Genomic DNA, 14,111 nt, shown 5'->3' with positions numbered 1-14,111 from the left:
AACTCCGGGGCAGGACGAGCGCTCGCCGTCAGGACAGGTGGCCGATGTGCGCGAGGGCCTGCTTGAGAAGGGCTCCGGTGCCGCCCGGCATCTCGTTGATGACCACGGGGGACGCGGCCTCCTCGGGAGTGAACCAGACCAGGTCGAGAGCGTCCTGCCGGGGACGGCAGTCACCGGACACCGGGACGATGTAGGCGAGCGACACCGCGTGCTGGCGGGGGTCGTGGAACGGCGTGACCCCGAGCGTCGGGAAGTACTCGGCGACGGTGAAGGGCTGCAGCGAGGCAGGGACGCGGGGGAGTGCGACCGGGCCGAGGTCCTTCTCCAGATGGCGCAGCAGGGCGTCCCGCACCCGCTCGTGGTGCAGCACCCGGCCGGAGACGAGCGCGCGGCTGACCGTCCCGTCCGACCCGATGCGGAGCAGCAGCCCGATGCTGGTGACTTCGCCGCTGTCGTCGACGCGGACCGGTACGGCCTCCACGTACAGGATCGGCATGCGGGCGCGCGCCTGCTCCAGTTCGTCGTGGGGCAGCCAGCCGGGCGTGGTTTCGGTCATGTCAGACATTGGTTGATCATACTTTCAGGGTCTCGTGTCGCGAGCGTGTCGCGTGACACAGCCGGGGCCGACGTCATGTGCGTGACACAGCGGGCCTGGGGTCACGGCTCGCCCGTGGCCCCGGCCCTCTGTATACATCCGCCGGGTTCCTCGCGGACGTCGTCAGGACGTCGGCTCGGTGACCTTCGTGGCCGTGTCGCCGTCGACCGCCGCGCTCAGCTGCGGGACCAGACGCTCCAGCATGTACGGCAGGCTCAGCACCGACACGAACGAGACGGCGTTGCCGTAGTCGCTCGATTCCTTGACGAAGACCTCGCGCCCCTGCTTCACCACGTTCAGGTCGGCGTAGAGGGCGTTCTTGTGGAGCGTGGCCGCGTCCTTGGCCGTGTCGCCGACGATCCACACGATCGCGTCGGTGTCCAGCAGGTCGGTGCGCTCCTTGCTGATGTTGGCCCCGAACTCGTCACCGATGACCTTGTCCAGATCCTTGGGCAGCTTGAAACCGAGGTCGGTCAGGATGCGCGAGCGCGGATCCTGGCTGCCGAAGACGAAGACGCCCTCGTACGGGGTGGCCATCACGCCGGTCGACTCCGCGAACTCCGGATTGTCCCCGGCCGTGGTCGCGATGTCGTCCTGGACGCCCTTCACCAGGTCCTTCGCCTTGTTCTCCTGGCCTAGCGCCCTGCCGATGATCTCGGTCTGCTTCTGCCATGGCACACCGAAGTCGTTGTACTCCTTCGGCTGGGCCACGACCGGGGCGAACTTCGACAGGGTCGTGTACTGGTCCTTCGTCAGACCGCCGTAGACCGCGAGGATCAGATCCGGCCTGAGCGCGGCTATCTTCTCCGTCTGCGGGCCCGTGCCGGTGTCCTTCAGCACGGTCGGGGCTTTGGCGCTGCCCAGCTTGTCGGCGGCCCAGGGGCCGATGGCGCCCTTGTAGTCGCCGAGCCACTGGGTGGTGCCGACGGGTACCTTGCCCAGCGCGAGCACGGAGTCCTGGTCGGTCAGCCCGACCGTGACGATCCGCTTCGGCTCGGACTTGATGGTGCTGCTGCCGTACTTGTGGGCGAGGGTCACCGGGAAGGCGCTGTTCGCGGGCGCGGACGAGTCCGCGCCCGCCTCGGAGCCGTCGTCCTCGGAGCCGCAGGCCGCGGCGGTGCCGAAGAGGAGGAGTGCCGAGGCGAGCGCCGCGACGAGGCGTGTGCCTCTTCTGGAAGAGCCGGGCATCAGTGGTCCTTCGGGGTGGTGGTGTCAGGGGCGGTGGTGCGTGGGGGTCTCGTCGGCCGTGGTGCGGGTGCCGGACCACGCCTCCCACAGGGAGGCGTGGATGCCCGCCGCGGCGCACAGCTCGTCGTGGGTGCCGCTCTCCACGATCCGGCCGCCGTCCATGACGACGATCCGGTCCGCGGTGGCGGCCTGGGTGAGGCGGTGTGCGACGACGAGCGCGGTGCGGCCGTCCACCGCCCGGTCCGCCGCCTGCTCCAGAAGACGGGCACCGGTGCTCCCCGCCTCGGCCGTCGCCTCGTCCAGCACGGCCACCGGTGGATCGGCCGGCACGAGCCGGGCCAGCGCGAGTTGCTGGACCTGGGCGGAGGTGAGGCGATGGCCTCCCTCGCCGACGACCGTGGCCAGGCCCTCGGGCAGTGCCTCGACCCAGTCGAGGGCGGCCACCGAGGTCAGTGCCGTGCGCAGCTCGTCGTCCGTGGCGTCGGCCCGCGCCGGACGCAGATCGTCCGCGAGCGGTCCGGCGAAGACATGTGTCTCCTGGGTGACCAGCGCGACCGGCACCCTGTCGCCGGACTCCCGGGTGCCGTTCGTCGTCACCCGAACCGAGCCGGCCGTCGGACGGTGCACGCCCGCGACGAGCTTGGCCAGGGTGGTCTTGCCCGCGCCGCTCGCACCGACCAGGGCCACACGCTCGCCCGCCCGGAGTGTGAGATCCACCTCGCGCAGGCCGCCGTGGCTGACACCGGTCAGCCGCAGCGCCCCGCGCACCGGCCGGGCCAGGATCCGGTCCCCGGCCGTGACGGTGTGCGGGGTCGCCAGGACCTCCGCGATCCGGGTGGCGGAGGCGCGGCCCTGGGCGAGTCCGGCGTTGACCCACGCGAGCATCTGAAGTGGTCCGAGCAGGAAGAGCGCGAGCCCCACCGCCGACACCAACTGGCCCGGACTGATGCTGCCCTGTGCGGCCAGCCGCCCGCCGACCAGGGCGACGACGGCGATCAGGCAGCCCGTGAGGGCGAGCACCATGCCGCTCTGGAAGGCCTGCGCGCGAGCGGCCTTCAGGGTGGCCCGCAGCGAGTCGCCGCTGGTGGTGCGGTAGCGGGCGATGGCCGTCGACTCGCCGCCGATGCCCTTGAGGACGCGCAGTCCGGCCACCAGGTCGGCGGCGACGGCGGAGGCGTGTGCCGCGCGCTCCTGCTCGGCCGCGCCGCGGGTCTCCAGCGGCCTGCTCAGCAGATGTCCGAGCCAGAGCAGCACGGGTGTGCCGAGCAGGACGACCAGGCCGAGCGTCACCGACGTACGCAGCAGGACGACGGCGGTGGTGAGGATGCCCACCAGGGCCGAGATCCCGTACATGACCGACATGTTGACGGCGCCGACCCGCTTGGCGTCCTCGGTCGCGATGTTGGCCAGGGCGCCGGGCAGCCGGCCCTCCTCGGCCCCGCCGCCGGGATGCAGGACGCGTCGTACGAGGGCGACGCGCAGGGCGTGTTCGGCCCGTACGGCGGAGCGGTCGCCGGACCAGGCGCCGAAGCGCCAGCTCAGCGCCAGCCCTACGTAGACCACGGCGAGGACACCGAGCCACAGGACGAGGGCGCCGGTGTCGGACCTGGTGACGGCACGGTCGATGACCACACCGATCAGGACCGGCACCAGCGCCTCGCCCAACTGGTGCCCGGAGCCGAGGAGCGAGCCGAGGACGACGTCCCGCCGCTGCCCTGCGACCGACTCCCGCAGGACGTCGCGCCCCGACGGATATGAAGGACTCACCCGTGTCCCCCCGGAATCGGACGCGGAAAACTTAGGTGAGGCTACTCTAAGTTGATGAGTGTCGCCCGGTGGGGGGCGTGGCGCCCACGGTGGCCGTGCGGGTGGGACGGCACATGGATCTATGCCGTCCCACCTGGTGGTCGGGTCCCTCAGCCGGTTCGCGCGGTCAGGCCGTCCGTCAGGTCCTCCGTGCGGTGGGCGAGCAGGGAGTCGAGGATCTCGCCGGATCGGACCGCCGTGGTGGACAGCAGGGTCGAGGTGAGTCCGTGCGTGTGCTCGGTCGCGCCCTGCAGATAGATGCCCGCCGTGACGTCGGGCGTGAGCTCGACACGGTGATCGCGCCCGACGCGCACGGCGTCCTTGTCGTCCCGCAGGCAGAGTTTCGCGGTCTTGCCCAGGAGGGTGTCGAGATCCCTGGGGCGGTAGCCGGTCGCGTGGACGAGCAGGTCCGCGGAGAGCACCTCCCGTTCCCCGGTGGGGAGATACTCGACGGTGACCTCCAGGTGGTCGTCGAGACTGCGTACGTCCCGGATGCGGGACACGTTGCGCAGGCGCAGCCGCTCGCGGCCCTGCACCTTCTCGCGGTACATGGTCGCGTACAGCGACTCGATGAGATCCATGTCGACCACCGAGTAGTTGGTGCTGCGGTGGTAGTCGACCAGGGACTGCTTCACCTCCGGTTTGGAGCGGAAGTAGACGTCCACCGCCTCCGGGTCGAAGATCCGGTTGGCGAACGGGCTGTCGTCGGCGGGCGTGTAGCCGTACTTGGCGAAGATCGCGCAGATCTCCGCCTCGGGGAAGGACTGGTGGAGGTAGTCCACCGCCTCGGCCGCGCTCTGGCCCGCGCCGAGCACCAGGACACGGCCCACCGGGGTGCCGGACTCATTCAACTCGCGTACGCGCGGGACGAGTTGGCTGTTGTGCCAGATCCGGTCGGACAGGGCGGTGTCCGGTGGCAGGTGCGGCTCCAGGCCGACGGCCACCGAGATGTTCCGGGCCCTGCGGGTGATGGTCCGCCCGGGGGCGCCGGGCACGCGGCTGACCACGTCCAGCCAGCGGACCTCCCCGTCGGGTCCGGTCACCGGGTCGACCGACACGACCTCGTCGGAGTAGTCGACGAGGTGGGCCACCCGGGCGGCGGCCCATTCGAAGTACTCGTGGAACTCGATGCGCAACGGGAACAGCGTCTTCGCGTTGAGGAAGTCCACCATCCTGCCCCGCTCCCGCAGGAAGCACAGGAAGCTGAAGTCACTGGTCGGGTTGCGCATGGTGACCAGGTCCTTGAGAAAGGACACCTGCATCGTGGCGTCTTCGATGAGCATTCCCCTGTGCCAGCCGAACGACGGCTGGCGCTCCAGGAATCCCGCGCGGATCCGGTGCTCCGGAGCGACTTGGGCGTTGTGTTCCTCAACCGCAATGGCCAGTGCGAGATTTGACGGCCCGAAACCTATACCGAGCACGTCAAGGATGGCGTCCGGCTCGTCATGCAGTGTGTTCACCGCAACTTTCCTTCCCCTAGGCGCCACTGATGTTAAATAAGGTTAGCCTTACCTTGCAATGGTGTGTCCTAGGAGAGGATCGACGATGCGGGTCGTCATGTTCGGCCATCAGACCTGGAGGCACGCCACGCTCCAGGCCCTGCCGGAGTCCGGCCTGGCCGAGAAGCGCGGGGCCCGCAGCGGCCGGCGTCCGTGAACGGGGCCGTCGTGGCCGAAACGGCCATCTCCTCCGATACCGAGTCTTCCGCTACCGAGTCCGCCGCCGATCTCACCGATCGCCTCGTGGCGCTCGAAGCCCTGCGCGGACACACGGTCGTCGTCAAGTACGGCGGCCACGCGATGACCGACGACACGCTCCGGCGGGCCTTCGCGCAGGACGTCCTCACCCTGCGGCAGGCCGGTGTCAGACCGGTCGTCGTGCACGGCGGCGGTCCGCAGATCGGCGCCCACCTGGACCGCCTGGGCCTCAAGTCGTCCTTCCTGAACGGGCTCCGGGTCACCACTCCGGAGACCATGGAGGTCGTCCGCATGGTGCTGTCCGGCAAGGTCCAGAAGGAACTCGTCGCACTGCTCAACGAACACGGCCCGTACGCCGTCGGCCTCAGCGGTGAGGACGGGCGCACCCTCACCGCCGTCAAGCGGTATGCCGAAGTGGCCGGTGAGCCCGTCGACATCGGACTGGTCGGCGATGTGGCGCGGGTGAACACCGCGGTGGTCCGCATCCTGCTCGACAGCGGCCACATCCCGGTGATCTCCTCCGTCGGCCGGGGCGAGGACGGGCAGGTGTACAACGTCAACGCCGATACGGCCGCGGGGGCGCTGGCGGCCGCGCTCGGGACGCGGATCCTGGTCGTCCTCACCGATGTTCCCGGGCTGTACGCCGACTGGCCGCGGAGCGACCGGATCGTCGACCGGATCGGCGCGGGGGAACTGGAGCGGCTGCTGCCGACGTTGAACGGCGGCATGGGGCCCAAGATGGAGGCCTGTCTGCGGGCCGTCAGGGGCGGGGTGGGGGCGGCCCGGGTGCTCGACGGGCGCGCGCCGCACGCGCTGCTCGACGGGCTGGCCGGTGTCGTCGGAACCGGGACGACGATCGAGCGGTGACGCTCCGTCGGGAGCAGGGCTGTTCGGCTGCGGGTGCGTGGGGGCCGGTCGCGCCCCGCGGCGGAGCCGCAAATCGACACAGCCCCGCGCCCCTGAGGGGCGCGCTCACTCGGCCGCCGGGACCGCCGCCTCAGTCGACGGGGCGCCGTGGTGACGCCCTATCGGGATGACCAGTGGGGTGCCGCTGACCGGGTCCGTGGTGATCTGGCAGGTCAGGTCGAAGACGTCCTCGACGGTGGCGGCGGTGATGACCTCCGCGGGGGTGCCTTCGGCGACGATCCGTCCGGACTTCATCGCGACGACGTGATCGGCGTACCGGCACGCCTGGTTGAGGTCGTGCAGCACCATGACGACCGTGCGGTTCTCGCGCCGGTTGAGGTCGGTGATCAGGTCCAGGACGTCCACCTGATGGGCCAGGTCCAGATACGTCGTCGGCTCGTCGAGCAGCAGTACGGGCGTGCCCTGGGCGACCGCCATGGCGATCCAGGCGCGCTGGCGCTGGCCGCCGGACAACTCGTCGACGGGCCGGTCCGCGAGGTCCGTCATGCCGGTGGCGTCCAGGGCCTGCCGCACGGCCTGCTCATCTGCCTTCGACCACTGCCGCCACCAGGTCTGATGCGGTGAACGACCGCGGTTGACCAGGTCGATGACGGTCAGCCCCTCCGGCGCGACCGGGCTCTGCGGCAGGATGCCGAGGCGCTGGGCCAACTCCCTGCTCGGTATCGACCGCAGGGCCCGGCCGTCGAGGAGGACGGCTCCCTCCTTGGGCGCCAGCAGCCGGGCGAGGGCACGCAACAGGGTGGACTTGCCACACGCGTTGGCGCCGACGACGGCCGTGATCCGGCCCGGCGGCACGGCCAGGTCGAGGCCGTCCACGACGAGCCGGCTGTCGTAGGCCAGCCGCAGACCGCTCGCGCGCAGGTCGGGATCGCGGTCGGGGGGCGACCCGAGGTCGGTCGACAAGGGATCAGCCGACATGGGATCAACCTCCTGAGCCCGCGCGGTTGGCGCGGGCGAGCAGCCAGAGCAGGACCGGTGCGCCGAGCACTCCGGTGACGATTCCGACCGGCAGTTCCGTGCCGGGGACGAGCGTACGGGCGATGAGGTCGCCGCCGAGGACCACCAGCGCCCCGGTCAGACCCGAGGCGACGGTCGGGGGCCAGGCGGTACGGGCCAGCCGCTGGGCGATCTGCGGAGCGGCGAGCGCCACGAACGCGACGGGACCGGCGGAGGCGGTGGCGAACGCGATCAGTCCGACACCGGAGAGCAGGATGGCCAGGCGGACGGGCTGTACGCGCGTACCGAGGCCGATGGCCACGTCGTCGCCGAGCTGGAGGGTGCGCAGCAGCCGGCCGAGGAGCAGCGCCGTCGGCAGCAGCACCGCCAGCGCGACGGCGAGCGGGCCGACCTGGTCCCACGTACGGCCGTTGAGGTTGCCGACCAGCCAGCCGAGGGCGGCCTGTGCCTGGAAGCGTCCGCCCTTGGCCACCAGGTAGTCGGTGGCGCTCGTGCAGATCCAGGCCACGCCGATGCCGACCAGGATGATGCGATAGCCGGTGGTGCCGCGCCGCCAGGACAGCAGGTACACGGTCAGGGCCGAGGCCAGGGCGCCGAGCAGTCCGAGGGCCTGGGTGCCCAGGCCGCCGTCCCAGCCCAGCACGATGCCCGCGACCACGGCGGTGCCCGCGCCCTGGGTGAGGCCGATCATGTCGGGACTGGCCAGCGGATTGCGGGTCATGGTCTGGAACAGGGCACCGGAGACACCGAAGGCGATGCCGGCCAGCAGCCCGACCAGGGCGCGCGGCAGCCGCAGTTCCCGCACCACGAGGACGGTTCCGGGGTCGCCGGAGCCCACCAGGGCCCGTACGACCTCGGTGAAGCCGATCGGATAGTCGCCGGTCGTCAGGCCCCAGCAGAACAGCAGGAAGGTGGCGGCGGTGAGCACCGCGCACAGGGCCACCAGCCGGGGGCGGAAGACACCGGAGACGGGCGGCAGAGCCAGCCGGTAGGTGCGGAGGCGGGCGGAGTCCGGGGAACCGCCGTTCCCCGGGCGGAACTTGAGCGCGGACCTCGGGTTCGGCACGCTCACACCTCCGCCGGATTGCGCCTGCGGACCATGGCGATGAAGAACGGGCCGCCTATGAAGGCGACCAGCACGCCTGCCTGGATCTCGGTGGGCCGTGCCACCAGGCGTCCGAGGATGTCGGCGGTGAGCAGCAGACTGGGGGCGAGCACCGCGGACAGCGGCAGCAGCCAGCGCTGGTCCGGGCCGATGCCCGCCGACTGGGCGAGCACACGGGCGACATGGGGGACCACCAGGCCGATGAAGACGACCGGGCCGATGACCGCGACCGAGGCCCCGGTCAGCAGGGTCACCGCGGAGACACCCGCGAGCCGGACCAGGCCGAGACGCCGGCCGAGCGAGGCCGCGACATCGTCGCCGAGGGCCAGGCTGTTGAGGGCCGGAGCGCAGGCCAGCGCCAGTACCGCGCCGATGACGAGGAACGGCAGGACCCGCCACACCATGCCGTTGTCCGCGTCCGCGAGCGAACCCGCGGACCAGAAGCGGAACTTGTTGAGCGCGTCCACGTCGGTGAGCACGATGGCCTGTGTGAAGGACCACAGCATCGAGGTGACGGCGATTCCCGCGAGCGCCAGTTTCACCGGGGTCATCCCGGACCGCCCGAGACCGCCCAGCAGATAGACGGCCACCGTGGCGATCAGCGCTCCGGCGAACGCGAACCACACATATCCGTACAGGGAGTTGATGCCGAGCACTCCGACGGCCAGCACGATGGCGAAGGAGGCACCGGCGCTGACCCCGAGCACTCCGGGATCGGCGAGCGGATTGCGGGTGAGGGCCTGCATCAGTGCGCCGGCCAGCCCGAGGGCCGCACCCGCCGCGAGCGCGAGGGCGGTTCGCGGTACGCGCACGGTCCAGACGACGTTGTCCACGAAACGGCTCGGAGCGTCGCCGAACAGGGCCCGAATGACCTGGTCCGGCGGGACGTCGGCCGCGCCGAGCGCCAGTGACAGCAGACAGAGGGTGGCCAGGACGACAGCCGGCAGCGCCACGAGAAGGGCGGTGCGCGCTCTCTTGCCTGTCACCTTGCGGTCTCCAACGGCCGACTCCCTTGGGTGGGTCGGGCCCGAATCGTGGAGGGAGCGCCCCCGCCGTGCGGAGACGGGAAGTTCCGCACGGCGGTGGCGTCCGGCCGGCCCACGGGACCGTGCTGGGGCCGGGGTATCAGGGGCGGGTGGTGAGATAGCCGCCCATGGAGGTGAAGTACTGCGTCGCGGGCAGCTCCCGGCCGTCCTCGGTCCGTACGCGCGTGATGGCCAGGCCGTGGTTGCGGCCGGTGCGCGCGTCGGCCCCGGCGACGATCACGACGCCCTCGCCCTCGCGGTAGAAGATGCGGCCGGGCGTCCCGCCGTAGCGGCCCTGGGACACCACCGCGGCGAGGACCTCGAGCCGCTTGCCCTTGTGGAAGGTGAAGGCGCTCGGGTACGGCTCGGACTGGGCGCGGACCAGGCGCTCAAGGTCCTCGGCCGGCCAGGCCCAGTCGATGCGGATGTCCTCGGCGGCCCGCTTGTGGAAGAAGCTCGCCTGGGACCGGTCCTGCTTGGTGAACTCCGTCTGCCCGGCGGCGATGAGGTCGAGTGCGCCGACGGTGACCGGGGCGATGAGGTCGACGGTCTTGTGGAAGAGGTCGGTGGCCGTGTCCGTCGGTCCGACCGGCACCGCCTCCTGGCGGACGATGTCGCCCGCGTCGAGCTCGTCGTTCATCATGTGCGCGGTGACGCCCACTTCGGTCTCGCCGTTGATCAGGGCCCAGATCAGCGGGGAGAAGCCGGCGTACTTCGGCAGCAGCGAGTCGTGGACGTTCAGCGTGCCGTGGCGCGGCAGGTCGAAGATGCGCGGGGGGATCCACGTCCGCCAGTTGTTCGCCACGAGGATGTCCGGGTCGGCCTCCTTGAGGCGCTCGAACAACTCGTCGTCGTCGGGGCGGTTGCGGATCAGCACCGGGACGCCGTGCTCCTCGGCGAGGTCGGCGACGGAGTCGCTCCAGATCTTCTCGTACGCGTGGTCGCTCTTGGGGTGGGTCACGACCAGCACCACGTCGTGTTCGGAGTCCAGGAGGGCTTGCAGGGTGCGGTGGCCCCAGGTCTGGTAACCGAACATGACGACCCGCATGGGGTTCCTCCTCGAAGACAGGGGATGGACCGCGGTCAGTAAAGCAAGGCTTACCTTAGTATGCAACGGGGGTGCGCAGTGCCCCAGTTGGCGAGTGCCGGTGCCTGATTGCCCGGTTCGTCCTGTCGACAGCCTTATGGGATTAGCTTAGGCTAACCTAAATTCCCGGCGGGCTCGGCTGCTGGCCTGCCCACCTTTCGTACCTCGTACCTTCCCCCACGCCTGACAGGCGACTGCCCCGCACGATGGGAGTGACATGTCACAGGTTCTTCCTGATGACGCACCACTGGTCCACGACCTCATTGGCATCGGTTTCGGACCGTCCAATGTGGCCATGGCGATCGCACTCGGCGAGCACAACGCACGAGCGGGCGAGCAGGAGGCGATCACCGCTCACTTCTTCGAGCAGCAGCCGTGCTTCGGCTGGCACCGGGGCATGCTGATCGACGACGCGACCATGCAGGTGTCCTTCCTCAAGGACCTGGTGACGCTCCGGAACCCGGCCAGTGAGTTCAGCTTCCTCTGCTACCTGAAGAGCAAGGGCCGGCTGATCGACTTCATCAACCACAAGAACCTCTTCCCGCTGCGGGTCGAGTTCCACGACTACCTGGAGTGGGCCGCGGCCCAGGTCGAGGACGTGGTCTCCTACGGCCACGAGGTCGTCGGCGTCGCGCCCGTCGTCCGTGACGGAACCGTGGAGCACCTGGAGGTGACGGTCCGCTCGGCGGAGGGTCTCGCGGTCCACCGGGCCCGCAACCTGGTCCTCGGCACCGGGATGCGCCCCCTCATGCCTGAGGGCGTCGAGACGGGCGAGCGTGTGTGGCACAACTCCGAACTCCTGGCGAAGGTCGACCAATTGGAGGGCACCTCGCCCTCCCGGTTCATCGTCGTGGGCGCCGGTCAGAGCGCCGCCGAGAACGTCGCCTATCTGCACCGCCGCTTCCCCGAGGCCGAGGTCTGCGCGGTCTTCTCCCGCTACGGCTACAGCCCCGCCGACGACAGCAGCTTCGCCAACCGGATATTCGACCCCTCGGCCGTCGACGAGTACTTCGCCGCGCCCGAGAACGTCAAGCGCCGCCTGATGGACTACCACGGCAACACCAACTACTCCGTGGTGGACATCGACCTGATCGAGGACCTGTACCGGCAGACGTACCAGGAGAAGGTCCTCGGCACCGAGCGGCTGCGCTTCCTCAACGTGTCCCGGCTGACCGGCGTCGAGGAGACCCCGGGTACGGCCCGTGCCACCGTGACGTCCCTTGTCACCGGCGAGGAGACCCTCCTGGACGCGGACGTCGTGGTCTTCGCCACCGGCTACAGCCCCGCCGACCCCCTCGGACTCCTCGGCGAGGTCGCGGACCACTGCCTGCGCGACGACGAGGGCCGCGTCCGCGTCGAGCGCGACTACCGCATCGTGACGGACCCCGAACTGCGCTGCGGCATCTACCTGCAGGGCGGTACGGAGCACACGCACGGCATCACGTCGTCCCTGCTGTCCAACACCGCGACCAGGGTCGGGGAGATCCTGGACTCGCTCCTCGCCCGGGGCGTCAAGTCCCCATCGGACGAGGCCAGGACGGTCGCCGCGTGAAAGACCATGGCCCTGCTTCTCCGGTGGATCAATAGGGATAACGTACTTCGCCATGGGCACGACTGCGGTTGAGCGCCCCGCGCCCAGGGGCACAGACACCCGTCGGCGGCGGGTGGTGGGTTTGGGCATGCTTGCGGTGGTCCTCGTGGCCGCGGGGGTGGTGTCGTTGGCTGTCGGTGCGCGCGCGTTGAGCCCCGCCGAGGTGTGGCACGGGCTGTTCGCGGCGCCCGACTCCGACCAGCGGCTCACCGAGATCAGGCTCATCGTGCGGACCGTGCGGGTGCCCAGGACGGTGCTCGCGATCGTGGCGGGCATCGCGCTGGGGGTCGGCGGGGCGCTGATCCAGGGCTACACGCGCAACCCGATCGCGGACACGGGCCTGCTGGGGGTGAACGCCGGCGCCTCGTTCGCCGTGGTGTCGGTGATCGCCGTGTTCGGGTTCTCCAACCCGTTCCAGTACGTCTGGTTCGCCTTCCTGGGAGCGGCGGTCGCCGGCGTGGTCGTGTTCGGCCTCGCGAGCATCGGCCGGGGCGCCGGCAACCCGTTGACGCTCGCCCTGGCCGGACAGGGGATCACGGTGTTCCTCGCGGCGATGACCACCGCGGTCGCGCTCACGGACCTGGCGTCGCTGAACGCGCTGCGGTTCTGGAACGCGGGCTCCGTGGCCGGCGTCGGATTCGACGTCATCTGGCCGGTGACCGCGTTCATCGTGGTCGGCCTTGTGCTGGCCCTGGCCATGCTGCCCTCCCTCAACCTGCTCAACCTGGGCGACGACGTGGCGCGGGGCCTCGGAGTGAACATCGCGCTGAGCCGGACCGTCGGCATCGTCGCCATCACCCTGCTCGCGGGTGCGGCGACGGCGGCCTGCGGCCCCATCGCGTTCCTCGGACTCATGGTGGCCCACGTGGCCCGGTACATGACCGGCCCCGACTATCGATGGCTGGTGCCGTACGCGGGTCTGCTCGGCGCCGTCGTCCTGCTGGTCTGCGACATCGTGGGCCGACTGGTGGTGCGGCCGGGCGAGTTGGACGCGGGTGTCCTGGTCGCCCTCCTGGGCGCTCCCTTCTTCGCGGTGCTGGTGTGGCGCGGAAAGTTCAGGAACGCATGAACGGGACAGACGTGAAGCCATCGGTGGCGCCGGGAGTGCGGCTCGGCCAGGTGTCGTTCGTATGGCGGCCGTTGATCGTGTTCGTCACGCTGCTGCTGGCGGCGGCGACCTTCCTGGTGTTCTGCGTGTCCATCGGCGTGGGGGACTTCCCCATCGGCCTGAACCGGGTGATCGCCACGATCCTCGGCCGGGGCGAGCGGGTCGACGAGTTCGTGATCATGGACCTGCGGATGCCGCGCGCCCTGGCCGGGCTCGTCGTCGGGATCGCGCTCGGGGTGTCCGGGGCGATCACGCAGTCCATCGCGCGCAATCCGCTGGCCAGTCCGGACATTCTGGGGGTCACCGCGGGCGCCAGCGCGGTCTCGGTGTTCCTGGTGACGGTGTCGGGCGGGACCGCGACGGCGATCGTGAGCTCCGTGGGCCTGTCCTCGGCGGCGCTCCTGGGCGGGCTCGGCACGGGTCTGCTGGTGTACTTCATGGCGTGGCGGCGCGGGGTCGACGGCTTCCGGCTCATCCTCATCGGCATCTCGGTGAGCGCGGTGATGGAGGCGATCACGACCTGGCTGCTGGTCACCGCCGACATCCGTGATGTGGCCAAGGCCCAGGCCTGGTTGGTCGGCTCGCTGGACAACCGGTCCTGGGGCGAGGTCCGGATCGCGCTCTGGTGCACGCTCGTCCTCCTGGTCGTCGTGGCGAGCGTCGCGTTCCAGTTCAAGCCGATGCACTTCGGCGACGAGATCGCCGCGGGCCTCGGCGTCCGGTACTCCATCGTGCGGGCCGTCCTGCTGCTGTGCGCGGTGCTGCTCGCCGCCGCCGCTGTGAGCGCCGCGGGCCCGGTCCCCTTCGTCGCGCTGGTGGCGCCGCAGGTGGCGATGCGTCTCGCGAGATGTCCGACGCCGCCGATGGTGGCCTCGGGGCTCGTCGGGGCGCTGCTCCTGATCGGCGCGGACCTGGTGGCGCGCACGGCACTGCCGATCAGCCTTCCGGTCGGTGTCGTCACCGCCGCGATCGGCGGTCCCTTCCTCGTCTATCTCCTGGTGCGGGCGAACCTCAGATAGCTGGTA

General features: G+C 70.4%; 12 protein-coding genes. 4 read left to right on the top strand and 8 right to left on the bottom strand.

The window, feature by feature from the left end:
• Nucleotides 1-28: 28 nt before the first annotated feature.
• The 4 genes from JEQ17_RS08325 to JEQ17_RS08310 form a co-directional block, all read right to left on the bottom strand.
• Complete coding sequence (locus JEQ17_RS08325) at nucleotides 29-556, bottom strand: NUDIX hydrolase family protein (RefSeq protein ID WP_200401382.1); 528 nt, start codon at nucleotides 554-556, stop codon at nucleotides 29-31.
• A 162-nt stretch (nucleotides 557-718) separates the two neighbouring features.
• Complete coding sequence (locus tag JEQ17_RS08320; protein ID WP_200394616.1) at nucleotides 719-1,783, bottom strand: iron-siderophore ABC transporter substrate-binding protein; 1,065 nt, start codon at nucleotides 1,781-1,783, stop codon at nucleotides 719-721.
• 24 nt (nucleotides 1,784-1,807) lie between these two features.
• A complete protein-coding gene (locus JEQ17_RS08315) occupies nucleotides 1,808-3,550 on the bottom strand; it encodes an ABC transporter ATP-binding protein (protein ID WP_200394615.1) in 1,743 nt (580 codons plus the stop codon).
• 149 nt (nucleotides 3,551-3,699) lie between these two features.
• On the bottom strand, nucleotides 3,700-5,049 hold the full coding sequence (locus JEQ17_RS08310) for a lysine N(6)-hydroxylase/L-ornithine N(5)-oxygenase family protein (RefSeq protein WP_200394614.1): 1,350 nt from the start codon (nucleotides 5,047-5,049) through the stop codon (nucleotides 3,700-3,702).
• A gap of 207 nt (nucleotides 5,050-5,256) precedes the next feature.
• On the opposite strand from JEQ17_RS08310, the gene argB reads away from it, so the two are divergent.
• Nucleotides 5,257-6,153 carry an acetylglutamate kinase gene (gene argB, locus JEQ17_RS08305; protein ID WP_383391735.1) on the top strand — a complete coding sequence of 299 codons (897 nt, stop codon included), beginning with the start codon at nucleotides 5,257-5,259 and terminating at the stop codon, nucleotides 6,151-6,153.
• A 105-nt stretch (nucleotides 6,154-6,258) separates the two neighbouring features.
• On the opposite strand, the gene JEQ17_RS08300 is transcribed toward argB, so the two are convergent.
• The 4 genes from JEQ17_RS08300 to JEQ17_RS08285 form a co-directional block, all read right to left on the bottom strand.
• Entirely contained in the window at nucleotides 6,259-7,131 is an 873-nt protein-coding gene (locus JEQ17_RS08300; RefSeq protein ID WP_200394613.1) for an ABC transporter ATP-binding protein, read from the bottom strand.
• A gap of 4 nt (nucleotides 7,132-7,135) precedes the next feature.
• Nucleotides 7,136-8,236: a FecCD family ABC transporter permease gene (locus JEQ17_RS08295; RefSeq protein ID WP_200394612.1), complete on the bottom strand. Its 1,101-nt coding sequence runs from the start codon at nucleotides 8,234-8,236 to the stop codon at nucleotides 7,136-7,138.
• A gap of 2 nt (nucleotides 8,237-8,238) precedes the next feature.
• A complete protein-coding gene (locus tag JEQ17_RS08290; RefSeq protein WP_200394611.1) occupies nucleotides 8,239-9,261 on the bottom strand; it encodes a FecCD family ABC transporter permease in 1,023 nt (340 codons plus the stop codon).
• Between the two features lie 139 nt (nucleotides 9,262-9,400).
• Entirely contained in the window at nucleotides 9,401-10,348 is a 948-nt protein-coding gene (locus tag JEQ17_RS08285) for a methionyl-tRNA formyltransferase (protein ID WP_200394610.1), read from the bottom strand.
• 256 nt (nucleotides 10,349-10,604) lie between these two features.
• Between JEQ17_RS08285 and JEQ17_RS08280 the strand changes: the two genes are divergently transcribed.
• The 3 genes from JEQ17_RS08280 to JEQ17_RS08270 are packed head-to-tail and all read left to right on the top strand — an operon-like array spanning nucleotide 10,605 to nucleotide 14,105.
• A complete protein-coding gene (locus JEQ17_RS08280; protein WP_200394609.1) occupies nucleotides 10,605-11,939 on the top strand; it encodes a lysine N(6)-hydroxylase/L-ornithine N(5)-oxygenase family protein in 1,335 nt (444 codons plus the stop codon).
• A gap of 52 nt (nucleotides 11,940-11,991) precedes the next feature.
• Entirely contained in the window at nucleotides 11,992-13,047 is a 1,056-nt protein-coding gene (locus JEQ17_RS08275) for a FecCD family ABC transporter permease (RefSeq protein WP_200394608.1), read from the top strand.
• Nucleotides 13,044-14,105: a FecCD family ABC transporter permease gene (locus JEQ17_RS08270; RefSeq protein WP_200394607.1), complete on the top strand. Its 1,062-nt coding sequence runs from the start codon at nucleotides 13,044-13,046 to the stop codon at nucleotides 14,103-14,105. The genes JEQ17_RS08275 and JEQ17_RS08270 overlap by 4 nt, the downstream gene beginning before the upstream one ends.
• The last annotated feature ends 6 nt before the right edge of the window (nucleotides 14,106-14,111 follow it).

The sequence above is a fragment of the Streptomyces liliifuscus genome (assembly GCF_016598615.1).
GTDB lineage: Bacteria > Actinomycetota > Actinomycetes > Streptomycetales > Streptomycetaceae > Streptomyces > Streptomyces liliifuscus.
The sequence above is the reverse complement of the archived record's forward strand: the minus strand, read 5'-3'. Positions and strand labels throughout refer to the sequence as shown.